Origin of the sequence: Pantoea sp. T14, from assembly GCF_036663535.1 — a bacterium.
GTDB lineage: Bacteria > Pseudomonadota > Gammaproteobacteria > Enterobacterales > Enterobacteriaceae > Pantoea > Pantoea phytostimulans.
The window spans coordinates 393,523-412,374 of the sequence record NZ_JAWUEB010000027.1; the positions used below are offsets into that span (position 1 = coordinate 393,523).

17 protein-coding genes are annotated in these 18,852 nt (G+C 53.4%); 10 read left to right on the top strand and 7 right to left on the bottom strand.

Going from position 1 to position 18,852, the window contains the following annotated elements; translation table 11 throughout:
- Position 1: 1 nt before the first annotated feature.
- The 5 genes from SC127_RS19935 (at position 2) to SC127_RS19955 (ending at position 5,895) form a co-directional block, all read left to right on the top strand.
- On the top strand, positions 2-1,108 hold the full coding sequence (locus SC127_RS19935; RefSeq protein ID WP_243078134.1) for an ABC transporter permease: 1,107 nt from the start codon (positions 2-4) through the stop codon (positions 1,106-1,108).
- Positions 1,109-1,199: 91 nt separating this feature from the next.
- Entirely contained in the window at positions 1,200-2,030 is an 831-nt protein-coding gene (locus SC127_RS19940; protein ID WP_215847022.1) for a transketolase, read from the top strand.
- Positions 2,023-2,967, top strand: a complete 945-nt coding sequence (locus SC127_RS19945) for a transketolase family protein (protein ID WP_215847021.1) — start codon at positions 2,023-2,025, stop codon at positions 2,965-2,967. Before SC127_RS19940 ends, SC127_RS19945 begins: the two co-directional genes overlap by 8 nt.
- 2 nt (positions 2,968-2,969) lie before the next feature.
- Positions 2,970-4,457 (top strand): FGGY family carbohydrate kinase, encoded by a 1,488-nt coding sequence (locus tag SC127_RS19950; RefSeq protein WP_332627678.1) that lies wholly within the window; start codon positions 2,970-2,972, stop codon positions 4,455-4,457.
- A 19-nt stretch (positions 4,458-4,476) separates the two neighbouring features.
- The gene (locus SC127_RS19955) at positions 4,477-5,895 is read left to right on the top strand and encodes an L-fucose/L-arabinose isomerase family protein (protein ID WP_243078132.1); all 1,419 of its coding nucleotides are present in this window, start codon (positions 4,477-4,479) and stop codon (positions 5,893-5,895) included.
- A gap of 68 nt (positions 5,896-5,963) precedes the next feature.
- Here SC127_RS19955 and SC127_RS19960 read toward each other — a convergent pair whose 3' ends face one another.
- Both SC127_RS19960 and SC127_RS19965 read right to left on the bottom strand, forming a co-directional pair.
- The gene (locus SC127_RS19960) at positions 5,964-7,067 is read right to left on the bottom strand and encodes a mechanosensitive ion channel family protein (protein ID WP_215847020.1); all 1,104 of its coding nucleotides are present in this window, start codon (positions 7,065-7,067) and stop codon (positions 5,964-5,966) included.
- 98 nt (positions 7,068-7,165) lie between these two features.
- Positions 7,166-7,900, bottom strand: coding sequence for a flagellar brake protein (locus SC127_RS19965; RefSeq protein WP_332627681.1), 735 nt, complete (start codon positions 7,898-7,900; stop codon positions 7,166-7,168).
- Between the two features lie 214 nt (positions 7,901-8,114).
- On the opposite strand from SC127_RS19965, the gene SC127_RS19970 reads away from it, so the two are divergent.
- On the top strand, positions 8,115-8,363 hold the full coding sequence (locus SC127_RS19970) for a GlsB/YeaQ/YmgE family stress response membrane protein (RefSeq protein ID WP_215847018.1): 249 nt from the start codon (positions 8,115-8,117) through the stop codon (positions 8,361-8,363).
- Between the two features lie 117 nt (positions 8,364-8,480).
- On the opposite strand, the gene SC127_RS19975 is transcribed toward SC127_RS19970, so the two are convergent.
- Positions 8,481-10,583: a TonB-dependent siderophore receptor gene (locus SC127_RS19975; protein ID WP_332627683.1), complete on the bottom strand. Its 2,103-nt coding sequence runs from the start codon at positions 10,581-10,583 to the stop codon at positions 8,481-8,483.
- 174 nt (positions 10,584-10,757) lie between these two features.
- Positions 10,758-12,443: an alpha,alpha-trehalase TreA gene (treA, locus tag SC127_RS19980; RefSeq protein WP_332627685.1), complete on the bottom strand. Its 1,686-nt coding sequence runs from the start codon at positions 12,441-12,443 to the stop codon at positions 10,758-10,760.
- A gap of 221 nt (positions 12,444-12,664) precedes the next feature.
- Between treA and ghrA the strand changes: the two genes are divergently transcribed.
- Genes ghrA through SC127_RS19995 form a run of 3 tightly spaced genes read left to right on the top strand, consistent with a single transcriptional unit; the run spans position 12,665 to position 14,997 of the window.
- Positions 12,665-13,606, top strand: a complete 942-nt coding sequence (ghrA, locus tag SC127_RS19985; protein ID WP_332627687.1) for a glyoxylate/hydroxypyruvate reductase GhrA — start codon at positions 12,665-12,667, stop codon at positions 13,604-13,606.
- Positions 13,607-13,663: 57 nt separating this feature from the next.
- Entirely contained in the window at positions 13,664-14,401 is a 738-nt protein-coding gene (locus SC127_RS19990) for a phosphatase (RefSeq protein ID WP_332627689.1), read from the top strand.
- A gap of 26 nt (positions 14,402-14,427) precedes the next feature.
- Complete coding sequence (locus SC127_RS19995; RefSeq protein ID WP_215847013.1) at positions 14,428-14,997, top strand: TorD/DmsD family molecular chaperone; 570 nt, start codon at positions 14,428-14,430, stop codon at positions 14,995-14,997.
- 1 nt (position 14,998) lies between these two features.
- Here SC127_RS19995 and SC127_RS20000 read toward each other — a convergent pair whose 3' ends face one another.
- Together SC127_RS20000 and SC127_RS20005 are read right to left on the bottom strand one after the other, a co-directional pair.
- Entirely contained in the window at positions 14,999-16,363 is a 1,365-nt protein-coding gene (locus SC127_RS20000) for a CoA transferase (protein WP_332627691.1), read from the bottom strand.
- Positions 16,364-16,409: 46 nt separating this feature from the next.
- Positions 16,410-17,294 (bottom strand): DMT family transporter, encoded by an 885-nt coding sequence (locus tag SC127_RS20005; RefSeq protein WP_243078127.1) that lies wholly within the window; start codon positions 17,292-17,294, stop codon positions 16,410-16,412.
- 180 nt (positions 17,295-17,474) lie between these two features.
- Here SC127_RS20005 and SC127_RS20010 point away from each other — a divergent pair, with 180 nt between their 5' ends.
- Positions 17,475-18,197, top strand: coding sequence for a glutamine amidotransferase (locus SC127_RS20010; RefSeq protein ID WP_332627694.1), 723 nt, complete (start codon positions 17,475-17,477; stop codon positions 18,195-18,197).
- Here SC127_RS20010 and SC127_RS20015 read toward each other — a convergent pair.
- Positions 18,185-18,748 carry a class I SAM-dependent methyltransferase gene (locus SC127_RS20015; protein ID WP_332627696.1) on the bottom strand — a complete coding sequence of 188 codons (564 nt, stop codon included), beginning with the start codon at positions 18,746-18,748 and terminating at the stop codon, positions 18,185-18,187. The two genes, SC127_RS20010 and SC127_RS20015, sit on opposite strands and share 13 nt — an antisense overlap.
- Positions 18,749-18,852: the final 104 nt, after the last annotated feature.

Consider the following 18,852-nt stretch of genomic DNA (forward strand, 5'->3'; position numbering starts at 1 on the left):
CATGAAAACCAATCCAGCCGTGGCGCTGGCCACTCAACCCGTCAAGGCGTTTAATTCGCGCGAAAGCTTTCTGCTACTGCTGCTGAAGCTGCGCACCTTTATTGCGCTGATTCTTATCGTCGGCTTCTTTTCCATTACTGTGCCGGACTTTCTCGCGGTGGGCAGTATGGTGATCATGGTGAAACACATCGCCATTAACGCCTTTCTGGCGCTGGGTATCACTTTTGTCATTATCACCGCCGGCATCGATCTTTCCATCGGCGCCACGCTGGGTCTATGCGGCATGATTGCGGGTTGGCTGATCACTAAAGGCATTGTGCTGCCGTGGTTTGGTATCGCGATTTTCCTCGATGTCTGGCTCATCGTACCGATTGTTCTGCTGGTCGGCGCCTTAATTGGCGCAGGTAACGGCTGGATCATCACCCGCTATAACGTGGCCCCGTTTATCTGCACGCTCGGCACGATGTATATCCTGCGCGGTGCCGCGATGTTGACTTCCGGTGGCGAAACCTTTCCCGGTCTGCAAGGCAATCCGCAACTGGGCAACACCGGATTCGATAAAATCGGGGCAGGCAATTTCCTCGGCTTACCTTACGCCATCTGGATGATGGTTGTGCTGGCGCTGGTTATCGCCTATATCGCCCGTCGGCTGCCGTTTGGCCGTCAGGTTTATGCCATTGGTGATAATGAACGTGCGGCTGAGCTTTCAGGCGTCAGGACTAAACGGGTCAAAATATGGGTCTATACGCTGTCCGGTTTTTGCGCCGCGATAGCGGGCATCGTGGTGTCGTCGCAACTGGTGGCGAGCCATCCCGCTAACGGCACCGCCTTCGAAATGAATGCGATTGCCGCAGTGGTGTTAGGTGGAACCTCGCTGGCGGGGGGACGCGGCACTATTCTCGGCACCTTAATCGGCGCTTTCGTTATTGGCTTTCTGGCTGATGGATTAATCATGATGGGCGTGAGCGAATTCTGGCAGATGGTGATCAAAGGCATCGTCATTATCATCGCCGTTATCATTGATCAGACGCAGAATCGTATGCAGCAAAAAGCCGCTGTGGTTGCGCAGAAAGCGCTGATAGAGGAGGGCGGTGAAGCAAAAGGTTAATCGGTAACGGTGCAAGCCACGCTTGCTTGCACCCTTTTTTTGGCTGCTATGAATATATATTCATAAACGATTTAAAATTCAGAGGTAGTGTATGAATCCTTTCAATCTCTCGGTGGATGAGCTGAAAAGCAAAGCGCGTGCGATACGCCGTCGCATTATACAACTCAACGCGGGCAGCCCAGCGGGCGGCCATACCGGTGCTGATTTATCGCAGGTCGAAATTCTGACGGCGCTCTATTTCCGCATTCTGAATTGCGCGCCCGATCGCACAGAGGACGATCAGCGCGATATCTATATCCAGTCTAAAGGGCATGCGGTAGGCGGTTATTACTGCGTGTTAGCCGAAGCGGGCTATTTTCCCACGGAGTGGCTGCCGACCTATCAGCATGCCGATTCGCATTTGCCGGGCCATCCAGTGCGGCAGAAAACCCCCGGCGTGGAGTTGAATACCGGCGCGCTGGGACACGGTTTACCGGTGGCGGTTGGCATTGCCATTGCCGCCAAGAAAGACAACAGCAAACGCCGTATTTTTGTGGTCACTGGGGATGGCGAGCTGGCGGAAGGCAGCAACTGGGAAGCGGCGCTGGTGGCGGCCCATTACGGTCTCGACAACCTGATCATCATCAATGACAAAAATAAACTGCAATTAGCGGGCAGTACCCAAGAGATCATGAACACCGATCCGCTGCCCGAAAAATGGCGCGCCTTCGGTCTTGAGGTCAGGGAATGCAGCGGCAATGACATGGCTGCGGTAGTCGAAGCCATCGAAAGCCTGCCGCAAAACGGCAAGCCGCAGGTCATCGTCGCCCATACCGAAAAAGGGTTCGGCATCTCCTTCATTCAAAGCAAACCCGAATGGCATCACCGTGTGCCAAAAGGGGAAGAGATAGACCTGGCCATGGAGGAACTGAAAGATGAGTAATGCACAACATTTAGCTAGCGTGATGGTGACCGCATTTATCGATGCGGTGAACCGTGGCGTGGATCTGGTACCGGTGGTCGCAGATTCAACCTCAACCGCCAAAATTTCGCCTTTCATCAAAGCATTCCCGGATCGTCTCATCAATGTTGGGATCGCCGAACAGACGTTGGTTGGCACCGCCGCTGGCCTGGCGCTGGGCGGTAAAGTCGCCGTCACCTGCAATGCCGCGCCTTTTCTGGTCTCACGTGCCAATGAACAGGTCAAAGTTGACGTCTGTTACAACAACACCAACGTCAAACTGTTTGGCCTGAATGCCGGCGCCAGCTACGGCCCGCTCGCCAGCACCCACCACAGCATTGATGATATCGCCGTCATGCGCGGCTTCGGCAACATTGAAATCTACGCGCCTTCTTGCCCGCTTGAGTGCCGCCAAATCATTGATTATGCGCTGGAGCATGTGGGGCCAGTTTACATCCGGCTCGACGGTAAAGACCTGCCACAACTGCATGAGGAGAGCTATCGATTCAAGCCTGGTCAAATCGATCAATTGCGGGAAGGCAAAGAGATTGCACTGGTGGCGATGGGTTCCACGGTTCACGAAGCAGTTCACGCCGCGACGCAACTTGCTGAGCAAGGTATTTCAGCCGGTGTGATCGCCATTCCATCGATTAGACCTTGCGATACCCAACAACTGCGCAACCTGTTAAATCACTATCCAGCGGTGATTACCGTTGAAGAGCACAACGTGAATGGTGGCGTCGGCAGCCTGGTCGCAGAAGTCTTAGCAGAAGGTGGTTGTGGCATTCCCTTGCTGCGTTTGGGCATTCCAGACGGGGAATACGCCATTGCGGGCGATCGCGCCTCAACCCGCGCTCATCACGGCATTGACGCTGCCAGCCTGGTAAAAAATGCATTGCGCATCTGCGCAGGAGCGTAAGCATGACAGAACCTGTGATTCTGGCGATTGACGAAGGCACCACCAATGCAAAAGCGATTGCGGTTGATCGTCTGGGCAAGGTGGTGGCACGCGGCAGCCAGAGTTTGACGCTGGAACATCCGCAGCCGGGGCTGGCGGAGCAGGATCCCATGGCCATCTGGCAGGCAGTTAAGCAGGCGATCACACAATGTCTGGCGCAGTGTGCTGGCGCATCCGTTGCGGCGGTCGCGATCAGTAATCAGCGTGAATCGGTGTTGATTTGGCAGCGTAGCAACGGCACGCCGCTCACGCCGCTGGTGAGCTGGCAGGATCGCCGATCCGAATCGTTTTGTCGCGATCTGCATCAGGCAGGAAAAGCGCCGCGCATCACCGGTCTGACCGGCCTGGCGGTTGACCCGATGTTTCCTGCTGCCAAGCTCACCGGCATGCTGGCAGCCATTCCCGACGGCGCAGCGCGTGCAGCTGCGGGCGAACTGTGCATCGGCACTGTGGAGAGCTGGCTTACCTGGCAACTTACGGCAGGCGACTGTTTTATTACCGATCATGCCAACGCGGCACGCACCCAGCTTTACAGTTTGCATCGCAATGACTGGGACGATGAGCTGCTGGCCCTTTTTCAGCTGCCGCGCGCGGCGCTTCCGACCATTACCCCCTCGGCCAGTGAACAGGGTGTGGTGGCCGTGAATGACATTGCGGGTTTATCACCGGGCACACCAATCCTGGCGCGTATCGGCGATTCTCATGCGGCGTTACAGGCCCAACGCCGGGGCGACGCAGAAGTGATAAAAGCCACTTATGGCACCGGTTCATCACTGATGATGTCAATGGCGACGCCATTGATGACCGAAAATGGTTTGAGCACCACCGTGGCGTGGCATGACGGCGAGCTGCGTTATGCCTTTGAAGGCAACATTACTCACACCGGTTCGGGCGCGGCCTGGCTGGGTAAAATGTTGGGTATTCAAGATCCACGCGAGTTGACTGCGCAGGCAGAAAGCACCGTTGATAATCAAGGCATCTATTTTGTTCCAGCACTCTCGGGACTGGGCGCGCCTTGGTGGGATCTCAAAGCCCGCGGCATGGTGTGTGGGCTGACAGATGCCGCCACACCCGCGGTTTTAGCGCGCGTCGCGTTAGAGTCGATCACCTTTCAAATCGCTGACGTGTTCTTCGCCATGGAGCAAGCCAGCGGCCAGCACCTTCCCGCGCTCTGCGTGGATGGCAGCGCAACTGAAAACGGCTGGCTGATGCAGCTACAGGCCGATGTACTACAGCGTCCGCTTCATCGCGTGCCAACCGCTGAAGTCTCTGCGCTGGGGGCCGCTTTGCTGGCAGGAAAAGTGCTGGGTTGGTGGCAGCAGGGCAATGAAATGCAGGCGCTTCAAGGCGGCAGCGTAATTCTGCCGCGTGAACACCACGCGCAAAAAATGCAGGAAAACTATAAAGGCTGGCTCGATGCGGTGGCCCGTTGCCGTTATCAGCCACAATAACTTTCTTCGGAGCAGAGCAATGTCAAAACTTCCTCAGCAGTTGACCTTCGGCGTCATCATTGGCAACCGCGGTTTTTTCCCCAGCTATTTAGTGGGCGAAGCGCGCCAGCAGGCGGTAGCGCTGTTTGAAAAACTCAATATCAATACCGTGATGTTGAATGAATCGCAAACCAACCTCGGCGGTGTTGAAACGCGCCAGGAAGCCAAAACCTGCGCCGAGCTGTTCCGCCAGCATCGTGACAATATTCACGGCATCGTGGTTTTACTGCCTAATTTTGGCGATGAAAAAGCGATTGCGGAAGCGTTGCGTCTTTCGGGGCTGAATGTGCCGGTGTTGGTGCAGGCAGAAGAAGATAACCTCGATAAAATGGGACTGGCGACGCGCCGCGACAGCTTCTGCGGCAAGATCTCGCTGTGCAATAACCTGCGCCAATATGGCATTCCTTTCAGCTTAACGCGTCAGCACGTTTGCGCCTTAAGCGGTGAAATATTCATGCAAGATTTGCAGCGTTTCACCCAGTTGTGCCGGGTCGTCCACGCCATGCGGCGGGTACGCGTCGGCGCGATTGGTGCGCGTCCGGCGGGGTTTAATACCGTGCGATACAGTGAAAAATTACTGGAAAAGATGGGCATCGCGGTAGAAACCCTCGATCTGTCAGAAATTTTTAGCCGCATCAAGCGGCTGCGTGACGATGATATTCGGGTAGCCGAAAAGCGTGAAATTCTTGAAGCGAACGCCGACGCGCGCGGCATCCCCGATGAAAAGCTGCAAACTATGGCGAAGCTGTTTGTGGTGATCAGCGAGTGGGTGAATGAAAACGATATTGATACCACCGCAATTCAGTGCTGGACTTCGTTACAGGAGAACCTTGGCATCAATGTCTGCTCCATTATGAGTGTGATGTCGGGCCAACTGATGCCCAGTGCGTGTGAGGTTGACGTAATGGGCGCGCTGTCGATGTATGCGCTGGCCAGCTGTTCACTCAATCCCGCGTCGTTAGCGGACTGGAATAATAATTTCGGTGACGATCGCGATAAATGCGTGCTGTTCCATTGCGGCAACTTTGCCAGCGCCAGCCTGGAATCACCGACCATGGGAACCGCCGATATCATTGGCACTACCGTCGGGAAAGAGAACACCTGCGGCGCGGTGCATGGACGAATGAAAAGCGGTGATCTGACCTATTTCCGCCTCTCGACGGATGATTTTAACGGCGAGATCAAGGCTTACGTCGGAGAAGGATTATCCGTTGACGATCCACTGGACACAGTGGGATGCCGCGCTGTGATTCAGGTGCCTCAACTGGAAAATTTACTGGCGTGGATCTGCCGTAACGGCTTTGAGCATCATGTGGCGATGAACCATTCAGCCACTGCCGCGGTGTTGCAAGAAGCGTTCAGCAACTATCTGGGCGTAAGTTGTTATCAGCACAGTTAAGGTTTCAACGCCTCATCCCCAAACGAAAAGGGGATGAGGCGATTTTTTACCTGCCTTGCCGTTGAGTTTTACTCATTGGCGACCGCCTTTAAATCGACTTGCGGTAAGCTGCCGCCGCTGAATTCGACCTGACGAATTGGGAAAGCGAAACGAACATTGCGCTCTTCTAACGCGGCCATTAGTTGCAAGTTAATTTCCTGCTGAATATCCATATATTTGTTGTAGTCGGCATCAAGGACAAAATAGACCACTTCAAAGGTCAGTTTGGAGTCATCAAAAGCCAGAAAATGCGCACGATCGAAACGTGTCATCTCAATGCCCTGAATAATGTCTTTGACCAACGTGCTGATTTCACGCACCTGCTTTGATGATGTGGCGTAGCTGATACCAAATTTGAACACGATGCGGCGCTGCTGCATGCGTTTGTAGTTATGGATCGTCTGCTGCAACAGAATGGTATTCGAACAGACAATTTGCTCACCGCTCAGGCTGCGCAAGCGCGTCGTCTTCAGGCCGATATGTTCAATCGAACCGGCAATGTCGCCAAACACCACAAAGTCGCCATGTTCGAACGGTCGATCTAAACCAATCGCCAGAGAAGCAAACACATCACTCAGCACCGTCTGAATCGCCAGTGCAATAGCAATACCGCCAACGCCTAAACTGGCGACCAGCGCAGTAATGTTAATGCCCATATTCGACAGAATGGCGAGCACCATCATCACCCAAACCAGGATGCGCAACAGAATACCCAAGATCACGGTGGTGACTGGATTACGCACATGCAACGGATCGCGCAGCAGGCTCTGAAGCCACAGCCGAATACCGCAATCGATCCACAACGCAAGTTGCACAATAAAGGCCAGAAACCAGCCATGCGAAATGGTGTTGCTCCAGGTTGATGGCAGATCAACGAATTTCAGCGCAATCAACAGGGAAAAAATCAGCAACAGCGTCTGGCTGGTGCTGCGTAATATCTCCACCACAATAGCAGTTGCACGAACGTGGCGGTGCTCGCTGTAGCGTGCGATACGGTTGGATATGAATCTAATCAGTGAACGGAGGATCCAGTAGATAACTAGCGTGGCGACCACCACGATAGCGCTGTTTATCCAGAAGGTTTGGTTAAAAAATATCGATTGAAAATGACGTGATGAAAGCCAGTTTTCCATTGGGGAGAATCTCCTTGCTGGGATCCGGTTTGAGGGAATAAGCAAGAAGAAGCATAGCCTGGATGCGCCAAATGTGTACGGCACATCCAGAAAGGAACTTATTGAAAACGATTAGCTTTGTCCCGTGCCAGGCGTTCTAAGGCAAAAATAACCTGCTGCAACTGCCGTTCCTGAAGCGGTTCGATAGTGGTAAAACGGAAACTCAGTCGCGGCGTGATGCGCGTTTCGTTTTTGCTGGAGACCAGGCTGCGCTCGCCAATATGCATCAGCTTTGCCCCTACTTCGAAATGACCATATTCGCCCAGCTCGACCCGGAAAGACTTGAATGCATCGCCAGGTTTTAACGCTTCAGGCAGCGCTTCATCAACCAGCACGCCAATACCGCCTAGCGAGAGATCCTGCAGACGAAAACGGGCTTTCTGCCCATTTGGCCATTGCGTATGACACCAAAATTGCGGTTCAAGTGGTGCATCAATGCGGAAAAATTCCCGGCGTTGAATCTGCCACAGCAACGCAGGCAGCCCAGCGCTAAATGCAGGCAAGCCTTCATATTCAGTCATCTCCAGCGCGGCAAGACTGAACTCTACTTTGGCACCCTTGGTTTCAGCCGAAATACTCACTTCGCGACAGTTCAGCGCGTAATCGTTGTCCAGATTATTACTGCCTAAATCGAACACGATACGATCTTCATCTGCGGCTAACATGCGGCTGATAAATTGCCCACGGGAAAAGGTCACCATGAGCGGTGTTTGATAGCGCAGCAGCTCCTTCATTACTCCCAGGACAGCTAGCGTTCCTCTTTTGAGGTATTGTTCGTTATCGGATTCTTTCACTCACTGGCTCCAAATGATTGCTTCGTCATCATTTCTGTTTCCTTTGCCACTTGTCCGTTATCGACCTGCACAAAAAAAGCTTTAGCTTGCTAACTAAATTTTTTAACTGTGACACAACAGGCAAAATTGAAAACTGTGTCTATACTTATTGCGGTAAACCGCTTGATTAATCAGGCGAACACAATGTAATCAGAAAAAACGCAAGGAGTAGTTAATGGGCATTCTTTCATGGATCATCTTTGGTTTAATCGCCGGTATTCTCGCTAAATGGATTATGCCGGGCAAAGACGGCGGCGGCTTTATTCTTACCATTGTGCTCGGTATCATCGGTGCAGTTGTTGGTGGCTGGATCAGCACCCTGTTTGGTTTCGGTCGTGTGGACGGATTCAACTTCGGCAGTTTCGTGGTTGCGGTAATTGGTGCCATTGTGGTGCTGTTTATCTACCGTAAAGTTCGCAGCTGACGTTCAGCGTCAAAGACGATCTAAACAAAAAAGGGGACGAAGTGATTCGTCCCCTTTTTCATGTTTTGCGTTTAGCGGCTTACGCTTAAAACCGTATGTTTGTCATCTCAGTGGTGATTAAAAATCCACTCCCACCGTCGCCATCACCGTACGTTCTGCGCCCCAGTAACAATAACCGGTGCCGTAACAGGCTGCGACATAATTACGATCGGTTAGGTTATTAGCATTAACCTGCACCCATGTGCCTTTCAAGCTGCTGTTCCAGGCCCCTAAATCTGCGCGTACCGAAGCATCAAACAGCGTAACGGAAGGCAAACGCGTGGTGTTTTCGTTATCAGCCCACTGCTTGCCGATATAACGCACACCCGCGCCCGCGCTGAGACCGTAATCGAACTGATAATGTCCCCAAAATGAGGCCATGCTGTTTGGCGTCACGTAAGGTGTGTGCCCATCGTTGCCATCCACTGAATCTTTGAAGCGCAAATGATTAAGCGTGTAGCCCGCGATCGTACTGAATCGTGGGGTGATCTGATTACGCGCCTCTAGCTCAATACCTTGCGAATGCACTTTGCCTGAGGGGGTAAAAGTTGCCGTGATCACATCGCGGTTAGAGACATTTTTTTGCATCAAATCATAGATCGCTAAGGTGTAGAGATCGCGCGTGCCGTTCGGCTGGTACTTCAGACCCGCTTCATACTGCTCTGCGGTGGTGGGTTTTAGCAGATTATTGTTGTTATCCGTCAGCGCGGTTGGCGTAATCGCCTGACTCCAGCTCACGTACGGCGATAAACCGTTATCAAAGGCATAAAGCAGGGCTGCGCGTCCGCTGATGTGATCGTCCTGACGACGATCGCTGCCGCTGTTGTTAGCGACAATGCGGTCATAGCGACCTGAAAGATCGAGATGCCAGCGATCCAGCTTCATCTCATCTTGCAGATAAAGACCGGTTTGATAATAGCGACGCGTCGCTTCTGTCCAGCCGTAGCCCGGCATCGCACCCACTTGTTCACCGGTTACGGCATTCAGCGGGTTAGCATCACCTGACGCCTTACTGATCTCATTCTTGTAACGGTGAAAATCGACACCAACATTAACGCGATGCTCCAACGCGCCCGTTGCGAACTCCGCCTGCAAGCGGTTATCGGTAGCCCATGCAGAAAGCGATGAACGTTCACCTGAATAGATGCGGTTCAGTAAATCGCTGTTCGCTGTGTTCCACCCAATCTGATACACCTGATCGAGATCGACATTCGAGTGGCTGTAGCTGCCGGTTGAAGAGAAAGACCAAATTTCATTAAAGCGATGCGAGAAGTCGAAACTGTAGATTTGCTCATGGCGCTTGAACTGGTCGAGATCGCTGTTGCCTTCGTAAAAACCGTTGCTGAGTTTATATCCGTTGTGTTCAGTAATGCTGCCTTCACCCGGCACTGATCCGTGATAACCACCAGAAGGATCTTTCTGCAGATAGGCTTTCAGGATCAGATGCGTATCTTCATCCGGCTGCCACATCAGCTGCGGCATCAGGGCATATTTTTCTTCGCGGGTGTGATCGTATTGCGTATCGCTGTTGCGCGTGATGCCAGTCAGGCGAAATGCCCATTGATCGTTGATCGCATTGGTGTAATCGAAAGCCGCGCTGGTGGTCGCGTTGGATCCTGCTGAAAGCTGAAAATGTCCCTCTTCGCGGTATTGCGGGCGTTTGGTAATCATATTGACCAGGCCGCCCGGCACGGTTTGACCATAGAGCGCCGAAGAGGGGCCTTTGATCACGTCAACGCGTTCGAGAAACCAGTTATCCACCTGCATGACATTGAAACTGCCGCCATCGCTCATAACACGCAGGCCGTCGATAAAGGTGTTATCGACATCGCCGCCGTGGAAACCGCGCAGCGAAATGGTGTCGTAACGCGTCGCCGCACCGGCAAAATTGGTGAAGACGCCTGGCGTATAATTCAGTGCCTGATTGAGATCCTGTGCACCCTGATCCTGAATCTGCTGGCGAGTAATCACCGATACGGATTGGGGTGTGGTGATCAACGGCCGATCGCTTTTAGTCGCGCCCTGGCTGGTGGTCGCCAAATACCCCTGCGTTGGTGATTCGGCGCTTTCTTCTGGTTGTGCCGTGACAATCAACGTTTCAGCCGCGAAGGAAAATGTCGGAGCAGTAAGCGCCAGCGCACAGTAAACCGCGCTGCGTTTCACAGGAGAAGGCAGTGTCATTAGCGATCCTTTCAGGTCAGATTAAGGCAAGGAAACAGTATGGTAAAGATTCTCATTGTTATATTGAGAATCATTACCATTTGTTAAATTGAGTGCAATTCTGCCTGCCGATGAAAGGAAGTCAAGGTAAACAAGCTGATACTGTCGGTTTGATCCGACAGTATCAGATTAGGATCACTGCGTTGAAGCGGAACTCTGAGGAATGTCGTGGGCGCTGTTACAGGTTTTGTCTTTTGGACAATACTTGTCGAGCAGCATCAGCGTGACGCCGTTGGTCCAGCCAAAACCATCCTGTAGCGGATATTCACCGCCACCGCCGCCACCCAGGTTTTTACCCTCAACCACATACTTTTCTACCAGTTTATGTTCTTTATCGTAGGTGGTTTGCACGTTTTGCAGGAAGCGCAGGCCAACCTGTTTGGCCAGTTGCGGTTTTTTGTAGTGTTCCAAACCCTCTACCGCGACCCATTGCAGCGGTGCCCAGCCATTAGGTGCATCCCATTGCTGGCCATTATTCACCGTGGTGGTCACTAATCCGCCCGGTTTCAGCAGCTGTTTTTCAACCGCGCTGGCGGTACTGTCGGCCTGCTTATCGCTGGCGACGTTCAGGTAGAGCGGGAACAGAGCTGCGGCGGTGAGCTGCGGATGAACCTGCTTTTTCTTCCAGTCGTAATCTGCGTACCAGCTTTGCTTGCTGTCCCATAAATAGCGGTTGATCGCGGCCTGACGCTTCTCAGCGCGGTCAGCGTACTGCTTCGCCACATTGCCCTGTTTATTCAGCAGGTAGCTTTTCGAGAGAACTTTTTCCAGATGGAAAATCAGGCTGTTCAAATCGACCGGTGCTATCTGCGTGGTGCGGATTGTGGCCAGGTTATGTGCATCGGTAAACCAGCGTGAACTGAAGTCCCAGCCAGACGCCGCGCCTGAGCGCAACTCACGGTACATTTCCGCTTTATCGCGCTGCGGGGCCTTTTTCGCGGTGTTCACGTCATCCATCCAGGATTCGGTACGCGGCACATCACGGGCATCCCAATACCGATTGAGCAGGGTGCCATCGGCGAGTTTAATCACGCGCTTGCTGGCATCGCCGGCTGCCACGATGTCGCTGTCTGCCATCCAGTAGTCATACTCTTTCTGCAACTGCGGCAGATAACGCGTATAGGCTTTGTCACCTTCGTGGGTAGCCAAGAGATCAACCATCAAACTAAAGAAGGGCGGCTGTGAACGGCTGAGATAATAGCTGCGGTTGCCGTTGGGAATATGGCCGTAGCGATCCAGCAGTGAGGCGAAGTTATCCACCATATCCTGCACGCGATCCCAATGACCACTTTCTGCCAAACCTAACATAGTGAAATAGCTGTCCCAGTAATAGACCTCACGGAAGCGGCCGCCGGGAACAACATAAGGTTTCGGCAGTTGCAGCAGCGAGTCATATTGCCCGGCGCTTTTGGCGGTGCGAGTCAGTACTGGCCACAAACCATCAATGTGTGCACGCAGGCTTTGACCGGCTGGCGGCACATATTTGTCGCCATTAGTGGGCAGCGTAAAATTCGCTGACACAAAGCGTTTTAGGTCAAAGCTGCGTTGATTCTTTTGCATCTGCCAGTCGGCAAGAATCGAGGCGGGATCATATTTAGGTAGCGCATCAGCAAAGGTCTTTTGATCAGGATAAAATTTTGCTTGTTGCACAGCGTTAAATAATGGCCCTAAACGCACATCGGGCGGCTGCGGCTGATTGCTCAGCATGCGTGAATTATCATCTGCGTGAACAGTAAATGCGGGCACGCTCAGCAACAGCGTAAGCAGTAATGGTGCGTAGCCCTGACGCCCTTCAGTGGCGTTTACCTCAGTTTTTATCATCGGTTGTTCTCCTTGTCCGAAAAGCGGGTCGCGCGTAACGCATTGACCACTCGAACAACTTTAGACGCTATCTCAGTGTTTCACCCTGAAGCGAGCCGGAAATGTGAAGGCGCGGGAATAAATCGCTAAAAGCAGGGAATCAAAATCCTGCATTTTGTATGGATTTTTCCTTGTCTTCGTTGCCTTTTTCCCCGACGCTGAAAAGAAAAAAGGAGAGCAGTATGGAGATTATCTGGTTTCACCCCTCGCAAGACGCCACGCTCTGGATCAAGGGCTTACAACAACGACTGCCGCAAGCACGCGTGCGTCGTTGGCTGCCGGGCGATAACGCACCCGCCGATTACGCGCTGGTGCGTTCACCGCCAATAGAGATGTTGAGTGGAAGAGAAAATCTACGCGGCGTGTTTGCATTGGGCGCTGGCGTGGATGAGATCCTCGCGCAGCTTAAACGCCATCCCGACATGCTCTCCGATGCGGTGCCGCTGTTTCGTCTTGAAGACACCGGCATGGCGCGTCAGATGCAAGAGTACGCGACGCATCGCGTACTGGATTGGTTTCGCCGCTTTGATGATTACCGACTGCAACAGCAGCAGCCGTGCTGGCAGCCGTTGACGGGCTACAAACGTGAAACGTTTACCGTTGGTATTCTCGGTGCAGGGGTTTTAGGCCAACGCGTCGCTGAAAGCCTGAAATATTGGGGCTTCCCACTGCGGGTCTGGAGCCGTTCGCCTAAGCAGCTTGAAGGCATCACCAGCTTTGCCGGACGCGAATCGCTGAATGATTTTTTGCACGGCACGCAGGTGTTAATCAATCTACTGCCTAGCACTGCCGAAACGCATAACCTGATTAATCGGGACTTCTTGCAACAGCTGCCGCAAGGGGCTTTCTTCCTGAATTTGGCGCGAGGCGCGCAAGTCGTTGAGGACGATCTGCTGGCTGCCTTGAACAGTGGTCAACTCAAAGCTGCCGCCCTGGATGTGTTTCAGGTTGAGCCGTTGCCAGAAGGTCATCCGCTGTGGTCACATCCGCGTGTCACCATTACGCCACATAATGCGGCTGTCACGTTACCGGAAGAGGCGATGGATTATATCGCTCACGCCATCACGCAGCGCGAAGCAGGTGAAATGCCGCGAGGTTGCGTTGATCGCCAGCGCGGCTATTAATTATTAAAGCTCTGTTTTTTATCCCAGCCCATGACGGGCGATCAGCAGGAGAAAAAGATGTATCCGGTAGATCTGCATATGCACACCGTCGCCAGTACCCACGCGTACAGTACGCTGCACGATTACGTCGCGCAGGCGAAACAGAACGGCTTAAAGCTGTTTGCTATTACCGATCACGGTCCCGATATGGCAGATGCACCGCATTACTGGCATTTCGTCAACATGCGCATCTGGCCGCGCGTGATCGATGGCGTGGCGATTTTGCGCGGTATCGAAGCGAATATTAAAAACCAGCAGGGCGAGATTGATTGTTCTGGCCCGATGTTGGATGCGCTGGATTTAATCGTGGCCGGTTTCCACGAGCCGGTTTATGCCCCACGGGATAAAAAGCATCACACCGACGCGATGATTGCTGCCATGGCGGGCGGGCTGGTGCATATAATTAGCCATCCGGGTAATCCGAAGTTTCCGGTAGATATTCCGGCGATTGCTGAAGCGGCTGCACATTATGACGTTGCGCTAGAGATCAATAACTCCTCCTTTACCCATTCGCGCCCAGGCAGTGAACCAAACTGCCGCGCGATTGCTCAAGCGGTACGGGATACAGGCGGACGTCTGGCATTTGGTTCAGATTCCCATACCGCCTTTACGCTGGGTCATTTTGAGCACTGTTTGCGGATTACACGTGAAGTGGATTTTCCTGAAGATCGCGTGTTAAATGTCACGCCGCGTCGACTGCTCGATTTCCTTGAGCAGCGTACCGGCAAACACATTGCTGAACTGGCTGATTTTTAACTTTATTGCTTCAAGGATTCTGACTCATGAATGAGTTTTCCATTCTGTGCCGCGTGATCGGCTCGCTATTTAATCGCCAACCGCAAGATCCGCTGCTGGTGCCGCTGTTTACGCTGTTGCGTGAGGGCAAATTGCAGGCGCAATGGCCGCTGGAACAAGACGATCTGTTAAAGCGTTTACAGCAGAGCAGCGATCCACAGGCGTTAGCCGCAGACTACAACGCGCTGTTTGTCGGCAGCGACTGTAAAGTTCCGCCTTATGCATCACAATGGCCAGAAGGGAAAACAGAAGCGGAAGTCCGCGCATTTTTATCCTCACGCGGAATGCCGTTGAGCGATGCGCCTGCCGATCATTTTGGCGTGTTGATGCTGGCGGCTTCCTGGTTGGAAGATCAGTCTGCGGAAGATGAAAGTGCGGCCCAGTTAGCGCTGTTTGAACGCTATTTACTGCCTTGGTGCGGTGCGTTTCTGGGTAAAGTCGAAGCGCATGCGACCAGCGCGTTTTATCGCACGCTGGCTGCATTGAGTCGTGAAGCGATTCAGGCCATGTATAACGAACTGGCTGAAAGCGCTGAAGAAGACGAAGACGACGAATAAGTTACCAGCTCGCCGGATGCGTACCCGGCAAGCATCCTGGCGTCGCGCAGATCAGCGCGGTGCCAGGAAGGTAAGCCGCAGAACGCAAGCGCACGCCCAAACCCCATTGCGTTAACTCAAACATCGCCAGATTATCGCTGACTTCAGCATGAATACCGGATTGCTGGCTTCCCTCGGGATAGCGATGCTGTTGCAGCATCAATGCTGTTCGCGCCAGCGATAAACGCGCCTGGCTGCCATTTCCTGATTCTTTACGCTGACGCAATCCTTCCAGCACCGCAGCCGCCATAAGATAGCCGGTGGCATGATCCAGCGCCTGCACGGGCAGCGGCGTGGGTTTATTGCTGTGTTGACTGCGCATGCCTTGTTCAGCAATGCCGCATCCCATCTGTACCAGGCTGTCAAAACCCCGACGATTACGCCATGGGCCTTGCCATCCCCATGCATTCAGGCTGACATCCACTAAACCGGGCGCCAGCTGCTGCCGCGTTTCGGCATCAAATCCACGCTTTTCCAGCGCATCGGCGCGATAACCCTGCACCAAAACATCGGCTTCACGCAGCAGTTGAGTGAACGTCTCGCGATCCGCCTGAAGGTTTAAGTCCAGCACCGCACGACGTTTGCCACAGGTGATCTCTTCATCCAGCGTCGGCTCTTGCCAGCCGGGTGGATCAATGCGCAGCACATTCGCGCCGAGGCTTGCAAGAAAGCGTGTTGCAACGGGCCCGGCAATAATGCGGGTTAAATCCAATACTTTGATGCCCAACAGCGGACGTGCAGTAGGCAACGTCCAAGTGGGGACAGGGCCGGGCGCAGTGGTTTGCCAGGCGATCAGCGGTTCCTGATTCACCGCCTGGCCTTGAGGATGCTGCTGCCAGGCTTCTGCGCTGCGCATCTCAGCGGCACAACCGCCAGCAGCAATAATCGCCTGTTCCAGTTCAGTCGTCTGCCATCGCGCCACCTGCTGCGCTAATGCCTGGCGATCGGGATGCCGGCCCAGCACGCTTTCCATCGCCTGGCGATGATGGGCGGCGTTGGTGTGCAAACGTATCCAGCCATCCGCGCTGGCGTAATCGCCCGCAAAAGGATCCCATAACGCGGGCGCAGGGCGGTTAAGAGGCATGAAGCTGTGTTGAAACCAGCGCGAAGCCAGCCGCACGTTTATCTCAACGGGCTGCGATGAAGTTATCAGGTTTGCGGCAGCTTGGGTCGCCAGGCCAAGGCTGCTGGCCGCCAGTTCGCTGACGGCATAAGCGGAGGGAAATGTGCGGGTATCAACAAAGGTGGGCAACGGTTGCGGTGCAATATTGCCGCGCAATCCTTGCCACATCTGCTGCCAAAGTGACGCGGCGAGCTGATGGTCCATGTTTATGCTCCTGAGAATCACGTTCTCTCAAGCATAGCACGCTGCTTTAACGTCGACGAAGACGCGGGAAACGTGCGTGCATGCGCAGGTTACGCAGGTTAATCACGGCAATCGCTGTTCCCAAAATCACCAGCGAGGCGCCAATAATTTTAAAGCTGTTCAGACTGTCACCCAATACCACAATCCCCATCAAGACCGACAAGACTGGCGTCAGCAGCGAGTAGGGCATGATCAAATTGACGTTGTATTTTTTCAACAGCATGTACCACAGCGTGTAAGCAACAATCGACGAGGCGATAGCGCTGTAAAAAATGGCAAACCAGCCGCGCCAGCCTGCGTGACTCAACGCCGTCAGCTGATGAGATTCCATGACTAACGAAGCAACGCCAACAATCGGAACCGCCAAAAAGGCAATCCAGCCGGTCATGGTCAGCGGTTTAATCGAGGGTGATTTTTTGACGATAAGGTTGCTGACGGCCCAGCCGGTAGCGCTGCACAACAGCAGGCATAGTACCCACCACGTAGGAATGGTTGGGCTGCCGGATAGCACCACCACGCCGCTCAGTGAAACCAAAATGCCAAACAGCTGCACCATTTTTAGCTTCTCTTTCAGCACCACCATCGCCAGCAACATGGCAATCGGCGTGCCGAGCTGCACCACAATCGCGCCGGTTCCGGCATCGGTGTAGCGCATTCCGACGAACAGCAACGAGAAGTGCATAAAACCGAAGGTGAAGGCCAGCAGCAGCAGCCAGGGGAATTGCTGCCGGTTTATACGGCAGAACGGCACCAAAATAATGGCGACCACCACGAAACGCATCCACGTCAGGAACAGCGGCGGTAACTCCAGCAAGCCCCATTTCACTGCTACGTTATTGAAGGCCCAGATACACACCACCATTAAGACCAGAAAAAAATGCCGCGCCGCCACAATACCATCCTTTAATTAGTTACCTTTGCACACTAATGATGGCACGATCTGGGGGCATTCTGTCAGGAGATGAAAGATATTTTCTGTTTTTACTTCGAATGGAAAATCATAAGACTTTTAAGGCGATTGCTGGCAGACTGATTTTCCGAAACGCCCACTTCGCAGAGGATTCGATTCGGTATGATAAAAACGCCTGCATTACCCCTTGCCTTAATTCAGCTAGAAGTTCCTCCCGCAAACGTCGTGGCACAAATTGGCGAACAGCCCGCCTGGTTTATTGACGCGTTAGATTTACAGCCCGATGAGTACGTTATTGTGCGCCCGCATTTGGGTGAAGCGCTGCCTGAATTTAGCCAAATTTCCGCTGCTATTCTCAGTGGTTCCTGGGCGATGGTGACTGACCACGCCGAATGGAGCGAGCGCAGCGCAGCGTGGGTACGCGCCGCTATCGACGCTGAGTTGCCATTGCTTGGCGTTTGCTATGGGCATCAGCTGATGTCCTATGCGCTAGGCGGTAAAGTGGCAGACAATCCGCAAGGCTGGGAACGCGGTTTATTGCCGCTGGTGTGCAGCGCGCAGGCGCAACAGGATCCGCTGCTGTCCGCGCTACCCAAATCTTTCAGTGTCTGGCTTTCACATCGACAATCGGTGATTACACCGCCGCCGCAGGCGCAGGTGCTGGCGCATTCTGCCAAAGATGGCTGTCAAATCGTGCGCTATTCACCGCAGGCATTGTCTGTGCAGTTTCACCCGGAATTTACTCAGCAGATCATGCGTGCATGTTTGCCAGAAGGCGTGGAAATGAGCGGGGCAGAATCAGAAGACGCTGACTGGGCGCGTGAGTTGCTGAGCGCGTTCTGGTTACAGACGCGCCCGGCAATCAAGCAGGCTCAAGGCGCATAGTGACGCGTGCAGCGATAAACCCAGGCGGGTGGCACGTTTTTAAGCACCCGCTGGCGTTCCCAGGTGAAATAGCGCGACAGATCGGGTTGCGTTAGTGACGTATATTGAAACTGTACAAATACGCCGGTTGGGCTTAACGCATTAAATACTGCTCGCAGGATCGCATCACGCAAAGCAGGCGGCAGTGATAACAGCGGCAGGCCAGAGAAAATGGCATCGTATTTCCCGTTAAGGTATTCCGCTGAACAGGTACGAACCGTCATGCGAGGATCGTCCATTGCGATGAGTTTCTCTGCCAGCGAACCGCTGATCTCAAACACATCCAGCGTCGCTTCCGGCGACATCCGCGCCAGTAGTTGGCGGGTTAAGACCCCATCACCTGCACCTAACTCCGCAATATTCAGTTGATTATCCCACGCGACTGAATGGGTCATGGCTCGGCACAGTGTGTCTGATGAAGGCGTAATGCTGCCCATTTTGCGCGGATTACGAATGAACTGATGAACGAAGTCTGCTTTTTTGCGCATTAAGGTAAAAGCCGAAGCCAGCATGCTGATCTCCTGTATGAATACTTCCCCATATTGACTTTTTCTCAGCGACAAGTTTCTTTTATGTGAGCGCAGCGGGGAAAAGTCGGAATTATCTGTAGCTTTAC

What these genes read in the sequence shown, in the direction of transcription:
- SC127_RS20010 (WP_332627694.1), top strand. Translation starts at nt 17,475, where the DNA reads ATGATAAAAACGCCTGCATTACCCCTTGCCTTAATTCAGCTAGAAGTT.
- SC127_RS19995 (WP_215847013.1), top strand. Translation starts at nt 14,428, where the DNA reads ATGAATGAGTTTTCCATTCTGTGCCGCGTGATCGGCTCGCTATTTAAT.
- SC127_RS19975 (WP_332627683.1), bottom strand. Translation starts at nt 10,583, where the DNA reads ATGACACTGCCTTCTCCTGTGAAACGCAGCGCGGTTTACTGTGCGCTG.
- SC127_RS19935 (WP_243078134.1), top strand. Translation starts at nt 2, where the DNA reads ATGAAAACCAATCCAGCCGTGGCGCTGGCCACTCAACCCGTCAAGGCG.
- SC127_RS19990 (WP_332627689.1), top strand. Translation starts at nt 13,664, where the DNA reads ATGTATCCGGTAGATCTGCATATGCACACCGTCGCCAGTACCCACGCG.
- SC127_RS19955 (WP_243078132.1), top strand. Translation starts at nt 4,477, where the DNA reads ATGTCAAAACTTCCTCAGCAGTTGACCTTCGGCGTCATCATTGGCAAC.
- SC127_RS20000 (WP_332627691.1), bottom strand. Translation starts at nt 16,363, where the DNA reads ATGGACCATCAGCTCGCCGCGTCACTTTGGCAGCAGATGTGGCAAGGA.
- SC127_RS19945 (WP_215847021.1), top strand. Translation starts at nt 2,023, where the DNA reads ATGAGTAATGCACAACATTTAGCTAGCGTGATGGTGACCGCATTTATC.
- SC127_RS19970 (WP_215847018.1), top strand. Translation starts at nt 8,115, where the DNA reads ATGGGCATTCTTTCATGGATCATCTTTGGTTTAATCGCCGGTATTCTC.
- SC127_RS19950 (WP_332627678.1), top strand. Translation starts at nt 2,970, where the DNA reads ATGACAGAACCTGTGATTCTGGCGATTGACGAAGGCACCACCAATGCA.
- ghrA (WP_332627687.1), top strand. Translation starts at nt 12,665, where the DNA reads ATGGAGATTATCTGGTTTCACCCCTCGCAAGACGCCACGCTCTGGATC.
- treA (WP_332627685.1), bottom strand. Translation starts at nt 12,443, where the DNA reads ATGATAAAAACTGAGGTAAACGCCACTGAAGGGCGTCAGGGCTACGCA.
- SC127_RS20015 (WP_332627696.1), bottom strand. Translation starts at nt 18,748, where the DNA reads ATGCTGGCTTCGGCTTTTACCTTAATGCGCAAAAAAGCAGACTTCGTT.
- SC127_RS19960 (WP_215847020.1), bottom strand. Translation starts at nt 7,067, where the DNA reads ATGGAAAACTGGCTTTCATCACGTCATTTTCAATCGATATTTTTTAAC.
- SC127_RS19940 (WP_215847022.1), top strand. Translation starts at nt 1,200, where the DNA reads ATGAATCCTTTCAATCTCTCGGTGGATGAGCTGAAAAGCAAAGCGCGT.